A 20,068-nucleotide genomic window follows, 5' to 3' on the forward strand; every position below is an offset into this window, starting at 1 on the left:
TGGCATTTTCATCTTTGGAAATCAAAGGTTATGAAAATCAATGATAGGTAAAAAGCGAAATGTCGGGCGAAGCGCCCGACCTACAATCAACTCATCCAAAAATTGGTAAACACTCTAAGCGCATCATCCACAGTCTCTTGCATGCCCTGGAAGAATGTTCCAGCCACCTCACGGAAACTCATGTGCTGATAAGCACCCGCAAGCAGGCTTTTGGCAAATGTGCGGTGAATACGGGGTATAATCCGGTAAAAAATTGTTTTTAACTCGTCAACACTTAACTCTTTCTGAAAATCCTGCAGAGCTAGCAAGGCTTTATTCATGCGAACAAAATGTCGGGTTGGATGACCAGCCTGGAGCGCCATATTAATATGTTTTTCAAACAAGATATTCACAGATTGACCTGTTTTAATAAAGAGCGGGAGTTCTTTGACTAATGCGGCGAGTGATTCAATTTCAAGTGGGCTCAATGTTTGTAAACTCATTTCACCAAAATCATATAAACCAAGTTCTATACGATTTCCCTCAATGATAATGCGCAATTGATTGCCATGCCGGTCACAGTCATATTGCCCGCCGCTTAAGATTAAAGTTAACTCCTTTTCCATAACCGCCAAAGCAATGGCTTTGCGAATCGCTTTTTCTTCAACGGTATTAGCTGGTAAATCATTGTATTCCACGCCCGGCATGTGGCTTAGTACGCGGTAACCTGGACCACTGGATAAACTCTCGGCGGTTTTGAAAACTACTTTGTATGCCCTGCCAGCAACTTTTTTCTCCAGTAAGCTATGATGATATAATTCACAAGCTCTCTTATGCTGCTCATCGCCCGTGAGGTGATCAAGCTCACAATGCGACATTGCTTCCGCTTCCTGGATAATATTCAAAAAAGACTGTTTTGCTTCAATTACCTTCGGATGATGGCAATGAAGGATGGTATTTGCTAATTGTTGAAAGCCTTTTTCCGCCTCTTCTCTGGCATTGTCTCTCAATAATAACAATACCTGCTGCTCCCCTGTCTTTGTAGTCAGCTCCAAAGCCAGGTTATAGGAAGCAGAGCCTAACAATCTGCCGATACTGGCAATGGATTGTCTTTGTTCAGGGGTTAATACCGTTTTAATCAGGCGCCAGAGATGCCAGCGGTAGGGCGGATTGGCTCGCCCTTTCACATGAGAGAGATCCTGTTTCATGCTTAACGGGGTATCAGGATGGGAGTGAATCGCCTGAGCCAGTTTAATATACGCTGGCCCCAAATGTTCGCACAGGGTCGCAATTTTACGGCCGATCGAATAAGTCTCATGGCATTCATTGCTGGTAACGAGTAAACCAGCAAGCAGATATTGACGCTCATATTTATTCGCCACATGTAAATAGGCGCTTAATAAGCTCAAGGCGATTCCGGCTTCTGGGTCTGTATCGGCATCAGGAAATAATTTGTTCGATATATAGTTCAAACCTTCCTGATAAGCGTTTTTACGGGAATCCTCATCCATCTCGTCCTCAATGGTAATTATTACTCCATCAAGCACCACTGCCCGTTCCTGTATTCGTAAATCCCAAAACAGATTATAAATATAAGTCAGGGGAAAATATAAATCTTCAAGGGAATCGTTGTCCTTGAAACCAAAATTTTCCAAAAACTTAGCTTTTCGGGGATGGTTGGCGACATAATTCATAAATCGCTGGATAGAATCCTCGCTAAAAGGCGAGGAGATAAATTCAAGCACTTCCAACTTATCCTGGTTATTGGAAATGAAGGTCTTGAACGCATCTAACACGTAACTATAATGAGTGCTCTGTTCTTTCAGTTGATGATTAACTGTTGGCTCAAGCAGGTTTTCAATATGTACGCAAATGTCATGCTGCGCTTCAATCTCATCAGCCAATCTATCAAACAAATAAACCACATCGGTCCGATGAAAACTGGCATGAAACTGAGTCAATAGATTTTTGATTGCATAAGCATAGGTCACAGAACCCTGGTCTTTGCCATAGTGTTGAACCAGTCTTTTCACGAGCTCATCGATAAGCTTTTTAAATAAGCCGCGATCTTGCAGTGGAGCCAATTGTTTGTGTTTATCTAAAAAAGAAGCCAGATAGAAAAAAGCATCCTCAAATGAAGCTATCTGCTGAATTCTGGTTAAAATCAAATGACCGAAGTCGGCTCTGAATTGCAGATTTGGAAAAGCCAGCAGTTGATCAAGAATGCGATACAAATTAATACACTGTTCGATCGTTAATTGGCACTCATCAATAGAAACCCATCTTACCCGGGAAAAGAAACTACTTTTTTTAGAACAAAAGAAAACCGCTGAATCCCATGAGCTGAAAAAAAAGATGAGATCCTGATAAGTATCATCAGAAAAAATGGATCGTACCCCTGAATTGTGGGAGTAAGTTTCGAATAAAGGGCCCGCTTTGACATAACTTCTTTTAGAAATGAATACATTGATTAAATTAAACAGGTTAATTTTATAGGAATCATTGTTAAACCCAAGCATCTTAAACAATAATTCCTGTTGAGTTATATCAAAGAAATCCAATAGCCCTTCCATTTCAATCGATGAAAACAGGTAGTGGTACGATATGATAAATTGAGTATATATTGAACCTTCATCAAATTCGCTAAAGTTAACCAGTTTCTGAAAACAGAACTCATCCTGACTTAAAAAAAACTGTCGCACAATGGCCTGCTGTTGCTTATTTCCTCTGGCGAGATTGGATAAATAAGTGAGTAAAACCAGAGCACCTGGAGTATTTCCTGGAACATGATATCCAGAACATTTAAAATGAGGCAGGTTAATTTGAATAAACAACGCGAGATCCTGGATTTCACCATTTTGCAACATGCTGCAATCCAGTTGTAATGGATTAATGTTGCTATATTTTTCATCCACAAAATAAGGATAAATAATAAATTCTGCTCCATTAAAATAATTTGACTTGCCCACTGGACGAGGGACAACCTCGTCGAAACTCGCTTGGTAAGTACCAGCCCAAAGTCCAGGGATTTGAATCAGCTTATCCCGGGGGATGAATTGATACAGTAATACCTCCTCAATAACCCCCATAATCCATAAACTTTTCCAGAGCTGAATGGCTTGCGCTTGCTCATTGCATAAAATCCAGTTTAGATGTCTTTCATACTCTTTCGCATCATTAAACGCAGGCCAGGCAATTAATTGACCTATATCTGAATAGAAACGGTCTAAATTGTGAAAAGTAACATTCGGTTGATAATGTCTGTCATCATAAAAATTACAATGGCCATGATTCACGATTTTAGGATAAGTTGCCAAAATCACCTGATGAGCAGATTGAGCTTGCTCAAGTGTTGTCGCTTGTTTAAAAGCTAACATGGCTTTATACATGGTATAAAAATAGCCATAAGGAAAAAGTATTGGTTTCTTAACCGATTGATCAGCGCCGCATGCAGATTTATAAAGATAGGAAAAGCTCGATATCTCAAGATCATGGGCTTGTTTTAATAAACGGTGAAGCTTTTCTTCACTTTCCGGTAGAGTGTTTAATAGCTGGCAAAACTCCTTTAACCGAGAACTCGGCACTCCTGTTTTTTCAAAAGGAATTAATTCGTATGCTAAAGAAGGCAATTGAGCAATTAAATAATCATATTTATCTTTAATTGTTCCTGTGTCGGGAAATTCAGAATAATAAACATCTTGTTTAAGAGACTTAATGAACCCAGCGGTCTCATCACTGAGCCCACTACGAACCAAGTCAGCACTATCATTACTTTTCTTTGAAGACTGGGCGAGTGAAGTACGGAACAGTTTAAGACGCTCCTGAAACATAAATCTATCTGGCCTGGAGTATTCTTTGTAGCCATAGCAGCTTAGATGCCAGTTGAAATTGTCCGCTGTCTGATACCTTTTACAAAATTGAGGAGCCTTCTGCATATACTCAATAAGCCCATCAGGATTAGTGCAGACAACACTGGCTTTCTGATCAAAACTGGCCAATTCACCAGCGGTACAGAACCTGAATTGATAATTCGTCTGGTCAATATAGGCAAGCTCATGAGCGACAGCGAAAACAAGCTGATTATAATCAAAGTCCGGTTGAAGCAAGTACTGTTTATGAATAGCAATAATGGGTTGCTCAAACCCATGACAAGTAAAAACCGGGGCATTGCCTGAGTGAGCAATGGCTAAACAGGACTTTCTTGAAAAACGCTCAGCTCCTGCATTGCCTAGTAATTGCCGGGCAAAGGGCAGTAATACTGAATTCTCATCAATGATTGTCAGATCATATTCTCTGGCAATTCTATCCTGCAGATTAGGCGCATTTAATGCGCCTGTAGTGCGTAGATATTCCTTCGTATGATCCTGATACTGGGCGGTTGAATTACTGTGATCTGTTTTCTCATATTTTTGAAAAATAACTTGCTCGGATTGATTAGCGAAATCTCTTGCCTTCTGCTTTCTGACTGGATCTCTGATTTCGGTATTTACCCCTTTTCGAAGCAGAGCTTCCACGCGATGGATATTATGATAGACCGTTTCAATCATTAATGCGGTATACCCCTGGTAGGTCGCATTCCTGTCAGTACGATCAATAAAATAATTAAACGCTTTATCCGAGCATGCTTTCATCGACAGGTAGGCTAAAACGGCGGCATTGGCTGGATGGTTTAATGAGGCGCCGTTTTTTTCCAGTAATGCTACTGTATCGAATTGCTCGAGTGCTGCTGCAACCATTAGAGGACTGACAGCAGCTTCATCGACCTGATTAATATCAGCACCCTCTCGAACCAATCGCTCAATCAAGGCGGGCTGATGATGAATAATTGCAAGAATAAGAGGGGTAAAACTTTCCCTATTAAAAGGCCAGGTTTGATTAATATCATAGCCATGATCAATCAGCAATTTGATAATAGGCAAATCAGGTTGATTGGTATCACAGGCTATAAACAAAGCCCTGCCGTTATCATCAACAACGCCCTTTTGTAACAGGGCTTTTACCTGATTTATATTCTTAGTTTTAATTGCCTGAATTAAGTCCTGTTGCCGCTCAAGAACCAGTCCTAACTGACCAGGATTTTGGCAAAGGGTTTGAATTAATGCATCTGATTTAAAGCGGCTGATTTCTTTTTTACCTATCCATTGAGGGGCAGCCTGATACACTGTTGGAACAGGTTTTAAATGATCATCTTTCGTTTTTATCCTGATGACTGTTTCACTAATCTGCTCCGATTCAACGGTGACGACAGGACAAATTTCCATGGATTCAAGACGGACACCTATCGTGCGCAGTAATATCGTATTTAAATAATCTTTATCCAATGCCTCAATCGGGGCTGTAATCGTCTGGTAATAACTGGTGTTTGTACTGGTGGTTCGTCTTTTTTTTGAAATCAGAATGTTTTTATCGCTTTCAACCAAAAGATAAGCGCTGCGTTTTTTATTGTTTATGGCGGGATTTGTTAATTGCGATGGTAAGCTATTTTCACTCAATGGCTTGAGCAGCTCAACAGCACGATTATTGCAGACTTGCCGGGCAACAGCTAACAGTGAAGGCTGTCTATTAATAACCTCCACTGAAGAATAACAACCCAGATCAAGCAGCCATGTTAAAACCTGGGCATTATTTTTCTCAATCGCCGTTTTTAACCAACCATACTTCTGTTCAGTCTTTGCCTGCTCAATATTATGAGGATTAAAGCCTTTCGCATTTAAATAATCAATCATATCTTTGGCAATCAGCTCAGGCTTATCAACAATAAACTGCAAAAAATCTGCAGCAAAATGATTCACTTCATAGCCATACTGAATAAACAAATCCAGCATGTATTTATCCGATTGGCTGACAGCGATAATTATGGCCTGTTTCAATTGTTCTGGACGATATAAACGCTTTATCTGCCTGTCAGTTTTCTCAATTAAACCAGTCTTTAACATACACTCTACAACGGCATGGAGTTTTTTTTGTACCGCATGCTGTAACAGGGTATTGTTTCCATAAACCAATTGGGTATTTGCACCCTGCTCTATTAACAAATTGCATAGTGGCATAAAGTGTGCGTAGCCTTTTAAGAGAAGAGCAGCAAGGAAGGTCAGCCCTTCACCCAAATTAAGATCAAAGGGCACACCTTCTTCAATCAATTTCTTAGCCGCATTGACATCCCGATCTTTAAAAATCGCTTCAGAAAGCAGTTTTACTTTGGGATCCTCAAGTTCTTTGATTGGTGCAAAGGGTTTAACCTCAATACGTTTATCATTTAAATCAATACGCGAGGGCAGCAAAGCTTCAAAGTTCGATGAACTATAGATGACATGAATAAATGGCTCAATCGATTTAAATCTTTGATCATTCAGGCAAACCTGACGGTAAGCGCCCCCCACTAGCCTTAATTCCAGAATGATATTGAATGCCAGAAATGGCATTAATTCAGCACCCGTTATTACTTCATCAGCGATGGCCACCTCGCGCATAAATTGCCTGCCATCTTTTCTTAAATAATGGTAGCGCTTTTTATTATCATCACTAACAATACCAGGGTGATTGCTCACATAGTGAATTGTTCGCTCTGTATCATAAATTTGGGAGCGTATACCCTCTGTTTGAGTAGATAAAAGGTAATTAGACCAGTGCGAACTGATCCATAATCCAGTTAATTTATCACTTGCCTGGCTTTTTTTCAGAAAGGGGCGCAGAGGAATCCGAATTTCATGCCCTTCAGTTTGATTCAAAAAATCAGCCGCAGGGCCATTTGGCCCAGTCAGGGTGCCAAACACATTATCTGTTTTTCCAGAAAGTGTGTCCGTATGAGAGGTTGTGTTATTATGTGAATCAACATTTCGCTTATCAACCGATTTCAAAACATTCCCATCAGCCTGAATAAGGGGATACGATCTGGTTACATGTTTGATAGTCCATTCAAACTGATTCAGTAAATAATCATAAAGTCCTTTTTCCTCATTTAGAAGCAAATGCGCTTTAGTGTATTCCTGCTCCTGCGGCGTCAAACCATGGCCGGCTCTTAATTCGTGTTTCAGTTTTTCCAAACTGTTCTTTGAACTTTCTAAAGGTGAAATCCGGGTTATTTTTCTAGTGAGGGAATGGGATCGTTTCGCAAAAAAACTGCGCTGCAACACAGTTACCGCGTGCGTTAATTCGGGAGAAGCCTTGATGCGGACTGTCTCCCTGATTGTTGCCAGCTGTTCGCTGGCGGCATCAGCTTGCTGTTGTTTGGCAATAACAAGAAAAGGCATTTTGACTGCACTTTCCAATAAGCAGATGGTCTTTGCGATATCCTCTATCGCCTGCGCTTTTAAATCACGCCGGGGGATAACCCGTTCAGGGCTATTATTATGTAAAAAATAAGGGGTTCCGGTCACTTCACAGCTTGCTCTGGCGTACTCTAAAATAATATCGCTTATCGCATCAATGCTGCCATTTTCAAGCATTGACTTTAAGTTGGTTTTATTGGCTTCAGCAATTCTCTCTTTATCAGGAAAACAACGTACAAGATCAGTATGATGGCTTAAATGCAGACAATTTTTTGCCAGCTGTAACTTTTCCACTTGCTGTTCACCAGCAAAGGCAAGCGCCAGTTGCTTCTCTCTACCTTCAAAAGACTGGTAAGTAAACTCAACACAATAGGCGATGGTTTGAACGAGGCGTTCGTTAAAGCCAACCGCTAAGGCAATCGCTTTAAATAACTCTGCCGAACGGGACTGATTACTGCGATCTTCAGCACCGCTTCGCTCATTGGTTCGCCCTGCCCTTACTAGAAAAGCCGCCAAGTGCAATAGTTCCCCCTCTTCAAGGGTCAACTCGATTACCGCTTGCCGGTAGTGCTCCATTCCTTGACTTTTAACCAGCTCAAGAAAAAAACCCAGGTTCGTGTATTGTCTGGCTGCATGGGCGCTATCATGATTGGGATGATAAATAATAGTATTATTACTGCGAATCTTGTCGTCCGGGATATCCACATAAGGCTGGTTAATTACCTGTTTAACAAGCATTTGATAAAATGCGAACTTATGATTCTGATCTAACCAATACGATTGAAAATTCGGCTCTATGTCGAGCTGAATCTGAAATGAATTGCCTAAACTGGAACAAGAACCAAAAGTTAATTGCATAGAATATCGCCTCACCAATACACGATGCGCATATTTTATACAAATCTGGTAGAAAAAGGTATTACTCTATCAGATATGCCGAGTATTCAGGTAAAAGACTTTCAGCCGAATACGCAGCCGTTCGTAGAGTTGAGCGGAAAGGATTTTGTCTTGAGATTGGAGCAAGATGATATTAATTTAAAGTTTTTTGCAGGAAATTTACATTCGTTTTAGCGAACTACCTGCAAAAAAGAGAAACTTTATAAATCAATGTCCAGAGTGCAATTTTCTACACTAAGTTCCCCGTCTCTGAATTTTGTTAAATACGAGGTAACATTGCCATCAAATGCCGGGTTTAACCTGAACCGAATCACCAGTGTATTATCGCCTTCTTTGACCAGTCCGGTGTTTGATTTGCTATCATTGATTTGAGTAAAAAGGTAAGAATATTTAGCATATCCATCATCACGAGCCACCAAAATATTTTCAGATTCTGCCCGGATCTGACATACCGCTTTATACTGCACTCCACTCAGTGCATATCCAAGCTGAACAGGAGTTTGCTTCGGAGCTTTTTCAATAGCTGCGGCATACACTGTGCCGGCAACTGAAAAAGTTAAACTTGAAATTAAAAGTACGCTTCTTAAAAACAATTTTCTGCCCTCATTTGGTTTGGAATTTATCCAAGTGTTTAATTGATGCTCGATTGTACAAAGAAGGCCAATTATTGTCAAACATGAGACATTTGAACACAGACAGGCAATTTTATACCGCTACGATTGATCAGCAATTAAACACAATCTATGCTAATAAAGTAAGCCTTCTCGTTTGGAGAGATCCATGTCCAAAAAACACCATTCAAAAGAATCTAAAAAGCTGGCAGATAAGCAACTGGAAAAATTATCGGGCGGCGCCTCTGGCAGCAGGAGCAAAACCCATACTCCAAGCGGTCTGCACAGAAGAAGTAAGAAATAGAAGAGCCTTGCAATTAATCGGCGAGTACGAGCCGCTACTTCGCCAGTGTCAGACTTGGCGCTCAAAATAATTAATATTTTGGACCCCATACCACATCAAAAATGCAGCATGGGCAGAGTATCTTTTAGCGTAGCGAGGGAGACTAAAGACTGGAAGCCACTACAATAATTAACACCAGCACACCCAGTGTGCGGCGAAAGTAATTCACTCCACTTGTTATTTCCAGCCATGCCCACGTAAAGATAAAACCAAATCGGAGCATGCCCAAAAGATGATGAACTCCTGGTTGATTGCTGCTCCAAAGATAATCCAATACTGCGAAAACAAACCACAGGATTAAGGGCAAATTGGGGAACTGAAATATTACAATCCGATTTTGCTTGTCTCTAAAAAAATCCAGGAATTTATACATGTCTACACTCTTACTCAATAAAACAGGATAGGATATTTAAACCAATGATAACGCTTTGTCGTAAGGCAAAGCAAAGCCAAAAGAAAAGGGCTAAATACCGAGTTATAGTTATTCATGAAACTGTTCACAACACGCGAGAGGATGCTGTTAATTTTCTGGCAAACCATTTGCTCCATGAAGCGAGCAAGGTGAATGGCGGGGAAGTGAGTTTCATTACAGTCTATAAACTCCCTTACTCTAATGACCCAACCCAGGATATGTTTGTTAATTTGCCCATTGCTAAAATAGAAAACAAATCCAGGTCAGAAAATCAGGTCGATCATCCTCAAGAACTGAAGGAAGCCATTGAGGCATTGCAAAATTATATCAACAATTTACAGGCAGATGGCTCTACCAAGGGAAGAATCAAAGCCAATGAACTCCGATATCTGATTGATGAGTTAAATTCCCTGCCTGCTGATGAGGTAAAATCGAGAGTGGATAACATTCTTGAAAGCAGAGATCACAGCCTTATGTTAAACAGAGGAACAGGATTTTATTTCTTTATGTCAGGTTTTAAAAGCCATAGCACTACAGAGAGCTTATTGCAGGATATTTCTAACGCGGCAGGAAAGTCAGCATCAGTCAGTTTTGATTAGAAATAGTAAGGCTTTAGTGCAATGGCTCCTTCTCTTAATCGCCTAAGCTTCATTGCCTTGCAATCGAACGATATCATCCACATGGGTTGTCGGGAGACGCGGTTACATCCAATTCAGCAACTTTCCTTCGCTTGCCAGGCTTCGGGCCAAATATACCTGTTGTACTTATGTAGGTCTCACTTGGCGCGGGTGTTTCTGCCTTTCGCTTCCTCCCTTCGTTTTTTGCTTTATAAGCCCGTAACTCTGTAAGCTCCTGCCTTATCTGATTCATTTCCTCAGCCAGGGACAGTAGGGCTGAAGCAGAGGGGATATTGGCAATGTCAAGGGCTCCTTTTTTGCCTGAAAGTTCATGAAAAATCATATCGACCCTCATCTGGTCAACCACTACTTGCGGTTTATAACCGAGCGCCACTGCAAATCTTTCTTTAGACAGTTCACGGCTATTGCCTTGTGTGTCCAATATTTCCAGCTTTCTCATTTGCGCTGCGTGATAATAGGGGCTATCCATAGGGATAAGATTATAAATTTCATAAAGCTTATCACCAGAGGGGCTGGTCTCACTCTCAGAAGTGATGAGCTGTTCAAAATAATAATCAGCAAGTTGCAAAATAAAAAAATGACGTCCATTTCTTTGTGCCACCTTTAATTGTTCGATTGCTGCTTTCGTTTCACCCCTTTCAAATGAACTGATAACGTCTGCTGGTGAAGGTTTTAGCTCAAGGAAATCATAGATTTCATTTCTTAACTCCTCTAGCGGTTCATTACCGTCAAGAATAGTGATAAAAAAATCTAAATCCCCCTCATTTCTAGTGTCCAGTGTAATATCCCAACGCGGATGCGGAAAACCCCACATAGAACAAGATCTTCTATAACCCAGCCGCTGCTCCACCTCCTGGTTCGTCATCTTATGACGAGGATGTATAATTAAATCACCTTCATTCGAGCCAAAGCTTGTATAGCTTACCATTAACAAGTCATCTTTTGTTGTACTAGAAACTATCGTTTTTCCAAGCCCTATCTCCTTATGGTCATACTGATAAATTCTACAATAATTTTCTTCGTTCTTATTTTCTTCATCAGGGCTATTACCATCAACAACCACTTGCCATTTCGTAAGTTTTAAAACACCTTCTGGAAACAAATCTTCAATTTTTTTTCGTTGCTCTTTATGCAGATAATTAAAATTACAGGCCCTAAGATCCAACTCTTTAATGCCTTCCCCTAATGTCTGGGTGATAGTCTCTGCAATGCGGTACACATTATCGAATCCCAACTCTCCCAGATTGGAAAAACAAAAACTGATTCGTTTGGTTTGTTTAGGTAATTTTTTTAGTATCTCAAGCAAATTATTTATTTCATCCGGGTTATTTTTCAGGCCATTAAAATTTGAATCCTGGAATAAAACGGTATCGATTTTCTTCAATTCTTCTCTATTTTCCTGATAATCCGATAGCTTTCGGATAATAGGGAGAAGCGAGCTTCCGTCCGCAATTTTGATAATCAGTTTATCGTTTTGAGAATTTTCATCTCCTTGTACAGCAGGCAATACGATATCATCGTGGTTTGATAAAATAATCTCAGTTCCAGTCAATGTAAATTTCTTTAACATTTAAACTCCAAAAAACGCATCAAACAATAAAATTAAATTTTATCAATCTATGCAATTTTTAGTCAGGCGGGAGTTCGGACACTGGATAATGAAACTGCTACAGGTATGTTTATTTCTATAATGATCTATATTTTTTCATAAGGGCGAGCTGACAATTAGAACCAAATGTAGCTCGCCTTAACAAATTAGTTAGGACACGGCATTGCTGGTGACAACCTTAACCCAGCCGACTGAGCGTCATTAATTTGTTTGATTATTTTGAGAGCCAGGAATGCTGAGACGATTCCTAAAATATTTGAAACCGTAATTAGTCCGACATACCATTGATAACCTATCACACTTGGATCGTCTATTTTTGAACACGCCATAGTGGAAGAGTTTAAGAAGAGGAAGCTTATCCACCAGCCCAGTATGATGCCGTTATCGGTGGTTTTAACATTCAATTGCCATAGCTCTTTCATTGATTTGTAAGGCCAGTACACGCTAAGGAATGGTATAAAATAACTAAGGACACTCCATCCGGGAGTAAATTTAATTTTTACATCTGGATTTAAACAGCGCGAATTGCTGCTAACTCTGAAAATCCAGAAAGAATAAATAATTGCGGATAAAAGGAAACTAAGACCGATTAAAGTACCAATATTATCGTATTGTTGCGCAATAAACATAAGCGCATTGCTTGCTTCTTCGGTTTGCTCATACAGGGCAGTATTGTACTTAAAAACACTATAAGCGCCAATTAGAGGTGTTAAAGCGTTTAAGGCAATAAAGAGCCATAAAGAATAGGCGACCAAAGGGATTGTACCGTTTTTTACTTTGAGATTAGATTGATTATTCATAATTCCATTTCTTCTGATTGTTAAAGTGCTGCATGGCCAATACTACTTTTAAAAATTTTTGCAAATTCCATAGTTGCAGAAATTCCGTACCACTTGGATGGCAAACTGACATTAACTGAACCTGCGAGGCCCTGCTTCCGGAGAGGATTATAATACACATGGTAATTTTCTCAATGGCTTTTTATGGAAATTGGTTTGCTAGCACCTGCTTACTATGGCGAGAATCAATATCGCTATTACCAGGAGAGCAATTACTCAAGCTTCAGCAGATTCTATTTTTTTGCGAGCTAGGATTCCCTCTAAATGAAATTCGACAGATTTTAAGCAGTGATGATTTCAATAAAATTGAATCATTAAAAGCTCATAAATACATGTTGGAATCAGGTCTTAAACGAATGTGATTCGTATATGGGAATTGAATTTGTTTCCTTACAACCGCTATATTTTTTATTTAACCTTTGGTGTTGCTTGATAACCCAATTTATGGTTAGTTGAGTGGTCATTAAAAAATTGTTCTACCGTCATTTACTTTAATCTCCAGTAATAGGTAAGTACTAGTATTTAATGGAGATTAAAGTAAATATCGTGGCGTTACTAGCCCTCAATACTTTAAAAACTTAAATAACAAGCCTCTGTTTTCCATAGCTATTAATTAAAACAGGATGCTGTTTTGTGGGTTTATAAATCAAAACAACCGTCTGTTTTGTTGACTTAAATATATTATTGCTTATAATTTAATATACTACTAATGATAAGTATATTAAATGAAACGAACCCTATTAAATTTTATGGAGAACTGGCTAGTTTCACCTGACCGGAAACCATTAGTCATTCGTGGGGCAAGACAAGTTGGTAAAACATGGCTAGTAAGGCACTTAGCTGAAAAGACAGGAATGCAATTAATTGAACTCAACTTCGAGAAGCAACCTTCTTATGCCAGTCTTTTTGCTTCTAATGATGTAAATCAAATTTTATTAAATTTAAGTACGGTATCAAATCAGAAAATAGATCCTCCAAAGTGCTTATTATTCCTAGATGAAATACAGGCAGCACCTCAACTGCTTAGCAAACTCCGTTGGTTTGCAGAAGATTTACCCCAGCTAGCAGTAATCTCCGCTGGCTCTCTACTAGAATTTATTCTAGAGGAGCACTCATTTAGTATGCCGGTTGGGCGAGTTAGCTATATGCATTTGGAACCATTGTCATTTGATGAATTTTTATTAGCAAATGACAAAGAATCACTTTATGACTATTTAAATCAATATGACCTAAGTGTCGAGGTCCCCTCTGCGATTCACGAGCAATTAACTACTTTATTTAAAGAATATCTGATTATCGGCGGTATGCCCGCTGTAGTCTCTAATTGGGCTGCTGAACACTCTCTGAATAGAGTTAATCAAATACAAAATGACTTATTGGCCACCTATCGCGATGACTTTTCAAAATATAAAGGTCGTTTAGCGACAGAAAGATTAGACGAAGTACTTAATTCTATTCCAAAAATGCTTGGACAAAAATTTGTATTTAGTAAAGTTAATAAAACGATTCAAGCATCGACAATAAAGCATGTATTAAATCTGTTAGAACAAGCCCGAATTAGCCACCGAGTACAAAGTAGCTCGGCAAATGGTGTTCCCCTCGCAGCTGAAATTAAAGAAAAATTTTTTAAAGAAATTTTCCTTGATATAGGCTTATGTAGTACGGCACTAGGACTGAGTTTAAACCAAATTAATTCAACAAATGAAATTCTTTTGATTAATAATGGCGGCATCGCTGAACAGATAGTTGGCCAATTGCTAAGAACAATTGAACCACCCTATATTGAACCAGTTTTGTATTATTGGCATAGAGAAGAGGCTGGTTCAAGTGCTGAAATTGATTATGTAATCCAACATGGTAATAAAATTATACCTATTGAAGTAAAAGCTGGTGCCACAGGAAGCCTAAAGTCACTACATGTTTTCATGGGATTAAAAAAATTACCTCTCGCCATGCGAATTAATTCCGATTATCCAAGTAAGACTAATGTGGATGTAAAAGATAGTTTAGGGAAATCCGTAAGCTATACTTTTATATCCATTCCCTTTTATCTTGTGGGGCAGATACATAGATTACTTAGTTTATTCAACTAATATATATAGTGCAAAAACCAAGTGCAAGTCTTTTATTATCAGCAGACTGACCGATAGAATAACTACGCGTTAATCTCATATATGAATTCAATAATCTGAACCAAATGTAAATTTAATTCACTAAGTCAATTTAATAGGACTGGGAGGAGACTAGGATATAAGTCTCACATGAAATATTTAAATATATGGATTACTCTCCTCATAGACTTATATATCTATATAATTCAAAACTCGAATTATTAAGAATGCTTGAGCTTGTATATAAGAACCATCAATTTAACTATTTTGAAACCGAAACTAACATTGAGAAAAATCCATCTAATTTGGGGCACTATTGGGGCATTTTTTAAATTTCTGGTCTTTTTTGGGGAATTTTAAAGACAGTAAAAGACAATGAACAACAAGTAAAATTATACTCTAACTCACTGATTTTATATGGTTTCTAGTGGTCTTTGATGGTCTTTTGTAGTATTTGCTAATGGGGCGGCGGCCATCACATTCGTCAGTTAATTCACTGATAATAAACGACAATTTAAATATTTTGAAAAAGCCCCCAAATAGGCCCCTATTTATATAGTGTTACCCTTGGAATTGAACCGTGCTCCACCTATTTTATTATCCGCTATTCGCGAATTGCAAATAGCCTATTCTAAATTCTAGAATATGGAATAGCATAACTCACAATCACAGAAAATTTGTATCTCTTAAAAATGGTGTTATACTATAGATAACACGGCCGCTCCTCTTCATTGAAAAATGTACGAGCTGGTTTTTTTTTTTGTATAAGTAGCAAGACGCCACGTTATAAGCGAGTAGTTTAGCTGCGTTGTTAATAGTTATCTTACCTTCCGATACTTTAGTAATAACATCAACCGTGAGTTGAGTCTTCGAATCCATAATAATCATCCTTAGCAACCTCTAAAAGTACCTTTAAATGCTTTCAGAAAATCACTGATTAATTAGAATCCATCAGTTTCGCTTGGTAATTAAGATACTACATAATCGCTTGGTGGTAACAAAAATAACATGTAGTAGTCGAACTTGATCTGACAGTTGCCAGTTTTTCAGAAGTGCCTGTCATGTCAAATTTAGGTTAAAAATTTATTCATCCAAATTATTTGCAATCAAAGCCAGATAAAGTCAAAACAAATTCTCTATAAGGATTCAACTTGTTCAGAAGCTGGGTATCTTAAATCAAAAGAAACACGATGTCGTGGTTTATTTGTTTGCTTTTTTGTTATTTCTTTCGGTAGCTTAAGTCCTTTTGAGGCTATTAGCAATTCTGATCCGATACGTTTAGTTTGAATAGAGTACCTAATATCGAAACTGAATTGTCGACGCATTTTATAAAGTTCCTTTATTTCTTCCGTATTGTCATAAGTTACAATCCAAGGGCTTATCAATTTTAATATAATATCTGCCACACTCTTATGTTCGCTTTTTCCATAGAAATTAGCATACAGACATGAACCTTTATTGTAATATGGGGGATCTATATAAAAAAAAGCATGTGTCCCTAATTCACTTTGTGCTTCCACCATAAAGTCTATTGCATCCATTCGCGTCAAATGTATTCTATTTTTATATTTTGCAATTCTTCGTATCCTATTCACCAATTCTTCACGATTAAAGCGGCAATCGATTTTGTAATGCCCTGTTTGATGCAATCCTCCAATGGCTCCCGCTCCTTTAATGATTCCCGAGCGATTAGTTCTATTTAGAAAAAAAGTTGAAAAGGCTAAGGAGAGGATATCTTCGTTTGAAGAAGACTGAATATTCTTTTGCTTATACCATTCATCTATCGTAATAGGTGTGGTTTCAATCAGAGAGATTAAATCCTCTGTATAGTTCAATACACAATACCAAAAAGACCAAATTGATAAATCCAAGTCATTAATATGAATATCACTAACATGGCCTCCATAAAGTAAGGCTAATGCTAGTCCACAACCACCCGCATAAGGCTCAATATAGTGACCACGATTTAAATCATTGTTCTTTAAAATAATGGATATAATTTCATAAAGACAAGATTTACCTCCAGGATATCGTAATGGTGAAACTGCTTTAGTCATATTGGGATACTCATATTTATTTTTATTCTTATCAATTGCTAATATCAGTAACAAAGTGTCAATGTCATAGATAACTTATCAGTTTAAAAATTTTTTGCTTGTTCTGCTAATTTGCATAACAATTTATTTATAGTCTCCATGTCATTATAAAGCTGTCTTTGATTAAAATGAGCTGAAATTTCATGATGTTTTGTGGTGTTACCGTAACCTTGAATTCGTTCCAAGGCATCACGGATTGATTTTCGATTCTCTTTGTCATTAAAACCTAAATCGCTTAATTTACTATTGCTGAGAAATGATAAAAAATCGGTACCTCCAGATCGGCCGGCTCTAGCTGTAAGACTCTCAATAAATGACCATACACCAACACATAGTAATGGTGTATGGCTCTCCAAAGAAATAGAGCATATGGAATAATACATACACTCTAATTTATAACTTTGGATTTCTTTTAGCTTGTTACGTAGCTCGGAGCAATAATTAATCTTATCTGGGTGTTTTAAAACTCCTGGCGCGACTCGTCTTACATTAATTTTGTTAACAGCAGGAGAATTTAGAGATTCAGACTCTATCCGTTTACCTATAATATCCTCTTCTGAAACCATTGTCCTTGAATAAGCTTCGATTTCCGCTTTGTTACTTCGAGAACTCACTCCTTTATTTTTTTCATCTACTAGATCGCTAAGAAAACGCTTTAATAAATGATTGAACTCATGTTTAGGGCGCGTCCGGGATACATCATCAATATTACGGTTATCTATACCTATAGCATCTCTAAAAACAGGATTGCTTAAAAAGCGTTGAACTGTGGTTAATTTACCTTTACGATTTTCATCAGTGATTAGAGCTTCATTTGCGGCATAATCGAGAATACGTTGGGCCAATAGATTTTTTGTGTTTCCGATGTGTCGTGTTTTTTGTTCAGGGCTCCATGATTTCCTGCCTACTCCTCCTTGAAGGCCTCCATGTATTCTTTCTAACCATGTATGGACTTCATCGCGCTCTGTATAAATAATACTAGGTATCTCAAGGATAGTTTCCGTTGTTTCCGCCAATTTTTTAAATTCCTTTCGATATTTCACAGGAGCTAATTCAGGATCATTTAAAAGTTTGATAGCGCACATTCTACGATTACCTTCAAGTACAGTGTAATACTTAGAATTGCCTTTATTTACTATAAGTAATGCAAAAGCTTCAAGAGGATTAATCCCATTGTGGACTATATCTTTTGCAAGCTCATAAACTAATTCATTGCAACACAAATAATCAATTATTTGCTCTTCACTAGAAAATGGCTGATGTCTAGGATTTTCAAGGTCAAGGAAAATCCTATCTATTTTAATCATTTGATACACGAAGCTTCCTCTGTAATTCATTTCCTTTTGGCCCAATAGGACATTATAACATAAACCTTCTGGATGCTCCCCGGATGCTTTTAAATGCTCATCAGGCTTGCATGGCTAAGGAAATTATAAAAGAGATTCTTTTGGAATTAGAAGATGATTCTAGCCAATGCTTTATTCCCGGGGGTCTACTTTTACCTACCTTGTGACTCAAACCAGCTTTGCGTTAAAAATGGTTGATGACAGTATGGATCAGAAATTAGAGTTAATGATATTTTAATTATTGATTCAAATTTAGAACTAAACAGGAAGTTTAGTTCTCGCCCAAGTTAATAATTCTAAAACAGCAATAATAAGAAAATATAGACAACTTACTCTATCAAAGAACAATAATACTTTGAACTAACCGCAATCAACCCCAACTGGGGCAACATTCGAAATGGAGATGAGTTTACTTGTGAAATAATAGGTACTGTGATTGGACTAAACAGAGAATTTTAACGCCTGCTCCGAAATCTAAGGTTCTAAAATATAACCAACTTCTCTATGAGTAAAGTTATCTACAAGAGCAAACCTTTCAATCTTGAGTGCCATTATACAATGAGAGTAAGGGGTTTTTAGGTAAAGAATATCATTTTCTCTTATAAACTCTCCATTCTCTTCAGTATATACCTGAGATTTGTGATTAGGATCTTTGGGATCTTGGACTGAAATTTTCATTTTAATATTCCTCAACTGGAATATGCGATAACTGGTTATTGTTTAGTATAATACCTATTTCACGAATATTTGAACAGTCAGAGATTATTCGTTTAACGTTATCGGCGCATATTTCAATTTTGCCTCTAACCAAAACTTCGTAAGTTTTAGCTTTTTTATTCAGTGCATCCTTTAGTATGGTTAAATCCGAGTACTTATCTTCATCTGAAGCAGATTTAAAATACCTTCCCGTATTAAAAGGAAACACATAAAATTCTTTTTCTTTTAACAAGGGAAATGGCTTAAGTTCAAACCCTATCTGCCCATAGTAAGAATTTAGCCCTAATTCAATCCAATTAGTATTGCCTAAAAAAACATAATCTATAAATCCATTTTCTGTATCTGCTGACAGATCAGGGTGTTTTACAAGCATTGAATATTCATTCGGATGCATCCCGAATAGAGTAGCCTTTGAATATATATACATATCCTTTATAATTTTTTCTGCACAAGTTAGGGAAGTCCAATGATATAAAAAACTGCTTTTATTGGTTAGTCCTACAATTTTTTCTAAATAGAAAGCTGGGAAATACATCTTCAAATCCATTTCATATCCATTTGTGTAATTATAGCCATTATCTCCACATCGTGTTTCTGGGCACAAATTGGGTACTTTTCTTCATTATTTGGGTACTTTTTGGGATCTTTCACAGACCAATATAGACCACGCAAGACAATGTAAAGTAGTATGTAATAGCTTGATTTAGAATGGTTTTAGGTTGTTTTTGATGGTCTTTCGCTGTTTTAAGTGATGGTGGAGGCGGCGGGAATCGAACCCGCGTCCGCAAATCCTCTGCCTTTAGTTCTACATGCTTAGCCTTGTCGATTGGTTTTAGCTGTGGCTCCTCCGACAGGCAGGATTAGACACAGCGATTCTCTGAATTTCGCAAGCTCGCTCGAGACGGGCGGGATTGCTAGCTTATCTCTTATGACCGTTGATTCGATACCGATAAGCGGGCTCGGTCGAACGGGGTGCTGGTTTTTTGGCAGCACACGGTGGGTTACACTATCAAAGCTTACGCAGCGATAGCTTCACCAGCAAAGTTTTCATCGTTTGCATTTATATTTACTGAGTCTTATTTACGAGAGATCTCCTTCTCGGCATGCACCTCCGGTTTCGCAACCCGCGTCGAAGCCAGGTCGCCCCCCAACTTTTATTATAACATAAGTCTGGAAATTTTGATCCTATGGTGGGAAAAATG

12 protein-coding genes, 1 other RNA gene and 1 pseudogene are annotated in these 20,068 nt (G+C 38.2%); 4 read left to right on the top strand and 10 right to left on the bottom strand.

Going from position 1 to position 20,068, the window contains the following annotated elements:
• Positions 1 to 86 precede the first annotated feature (86 nt).
• Together E1O89_RS08815 and E1O89_RS08820 are read right to left on the bottom strand one after the other, a co-directional pair.
• Positions 87 to 8,105 carry a SidE phosphodiesterase domain-containing protein gene (locus E1O89_RS08815; RefSeq protein ID WP_133139838.1) on the bottom strand — a complete coding sequence of 2,673 codons (8,019 nt, stop codon included), beginning with the start codon at positions 8,103 to 8,105 and terminating at the stop codon, positions 87 to 89.
• 239 nt (positions 8,106 to 8,344) lie between these two features.
• Complete coding sequence (locus E1O89_RS08820) at positions 8,345 to 8,737, bottom strand: hypothetical protein (protein WP_133139839.1); 393 nt, start codon at positions 8,735 to 8,737, stop codon at positions 8,345 to 8,347.
• 187 nt (positions 8,738 to 8,924) lie between these two features.
• Between E1O89_RS08820 and E1O89_RS15660 the strand changes: the two genes are divergently transcribed.
• Positions 8,925 to 9,059 carry a hypothetical protein gene (locus tag E1O89_RS15660; protein ID WP_262337472.1) on the top strand — a complete coding sequence of 45 codons (135 nt, stop codon included), beginning with the start codon at positions 8,925 to 8,927 and terminating at the stop codon, positions 9,057 to 9,059.
• A gap of 142 nt (positions 9,060 to 9,201) precedes the next feature.
• Here E1O89_RS15660 and E1O89_RS08825 read toward each other — a convergent pair whose 3' ends face one another.
• A complete protein-coding gene (locus E1O89_RS08825) occupies positions 9,202 to 9,471 on the bottom strand; it encodes a hypothetical protein (RefSeq protein ID WP_133139840.1) in 270 nt (89 codons plus the stop codon).
• Positions 9,472 to 9,515: 44 nt separating this feature from the next.
• Between E1O89_RS08825 and E1O89_RS08830 the strand changes: the two genes are divergently transcribed.
• Positions 9,516 to 10,109, top strand: coding sequence for a hypothetical protein (locus tag E1O89_RS08830; protein ID WP_133139841.1), 594 nt, complete (start codon positions 9,516 to 9,518; stop codon positions 10,107 to 10,109).
• A 73-nt stretch (positions 10,110 to 10,182) separates the two neighbouring features.
• Here E1O89_RS08830 and E1O89_RS08835 read toward each other — a convergent pair whose 3' ends face one another.
• Entirely contained in the window at positions 10,183 to 11,718 is a 1,536-nt protein-coding gene (locus E1O89_RS08835; protein WP_133139842.1) for a hypothetical protein, read from the bottom strand.
• A 185-nt stretch (positions 11,719 to 11,903) separates the two neighbouring features.
• Positions 11,904 to 12,557, bottom strand: a complete 654-nt coding sequence (locus E1O89_RS08840) for a DUF4328 domain-containing protein (protein WP_133139843.1) — start codon at positions 12,555 to 12,557, stop codon at positions 11,904 to 11,906.
• Positions 12,558 to 12,743: 186 nt separating this feature from the next.
• Between E1O89_RS08840 and E1O89_RS15665 the strand changes: the two are divergent.
• Positions 12,744 to 12,952: pseudogene (locus tag E1O89_RS15665) on the top strand (MerR family transcriptional regulator); the annotation flags it as partial.
• A gap of 369 nt (positions 12,953 to 13,321) precedes the next feature.
• Positions 13,322 to 14,689: an ATP-binding protein gene (locus tag E1O89_RS08850; RefSeq protein WP_133139844.1), complete on the top strand. Its 1,368-nt coding sequence runs from the start codon at positions 13,322 to 13,324 to the stop codon at positions 14,687 to 14,689.
• Between the two features lie 1,154 nt (positions 14,690 to 15,843).
• On the opposite strand, the gene E1O89_RS08860 is transcribed toward E1O89_RS08850, so the two are convergent.
• The 5 genes from E1O89_RS08860 to ssrA all read right to left on the bottom strand — a co-directional run bounded on the left by E1O89_RS08860 (position 15,844) and on the right by ssrA (position 20,014).
• Positions 15,844 to 16,764, bottom strand: a complete 921-nt coding sequence (locus E1O89_RS08860; protein WP_133139846.1) for a DNA adenine methylase — start codon at positions 16,762 to 16,764, stop codon at positions 15,844 to 15,846.
• 83 nt (positions 16,765 to 16,847) lie between these two features.
• Positions 16,848 to 18,119 carry a hypothetical protein gene (locus E1O89_RS08865; protein ID WP_133139847.1) on the bottom strand — a complete coding sequence of 424 codons (1,272 nt, stop codon included), beginning with the start codon at positions 18,117 to 18,119 and terminating at the stop codon, positions 16,848 to 16,850.
• Between the two features lie 504 nt (positions 18,120 to 18,623).
• Positions 18,624 to 18,827, bottom strand: coding sequence for a hypothetical protein (locus tag E1O89_RS08870; RefSeq protein ID WP_133139848.1), 204 nt, complete (start codon positions 18,825 to 18,827; stop codon positions 18,624 to 18,626).
• A 1-nt stretch (position 18,828) separates the two neighbouring features.
• Positions 18,829 to 19,413: a hypothetical protein gene (locus tag E1O89_RS08875; RefSeq protein ID WP_133139849.1), complete on the bottom strand. Its 585-nt coding sequence runs from the start codon at positions 19,411 to 19,413 to the stop codon at positions 18,829 to 18,831.
• A 205-nt stretch (positions 19,414 to 19,618) separates the two neighbouring features.
• Positions 19,619 to 20,014: a transfer-messenger RNA gene (gene ssrA, locus E1O89_RS08880) on the bottom strand.
• Between the last annotated feature and the right edge of the window lie 54 nt (positions 20,015 to 20,068).

This window comes from Legionella genomosp. 1 (assembly GCF_900640215.1).
GTDB lineage: Bacteria > Pseudomonadota > Gammaproteobacteria > Legionellales > Legionellaceae > Legionella_C > Legionella_C quinlivanii_A.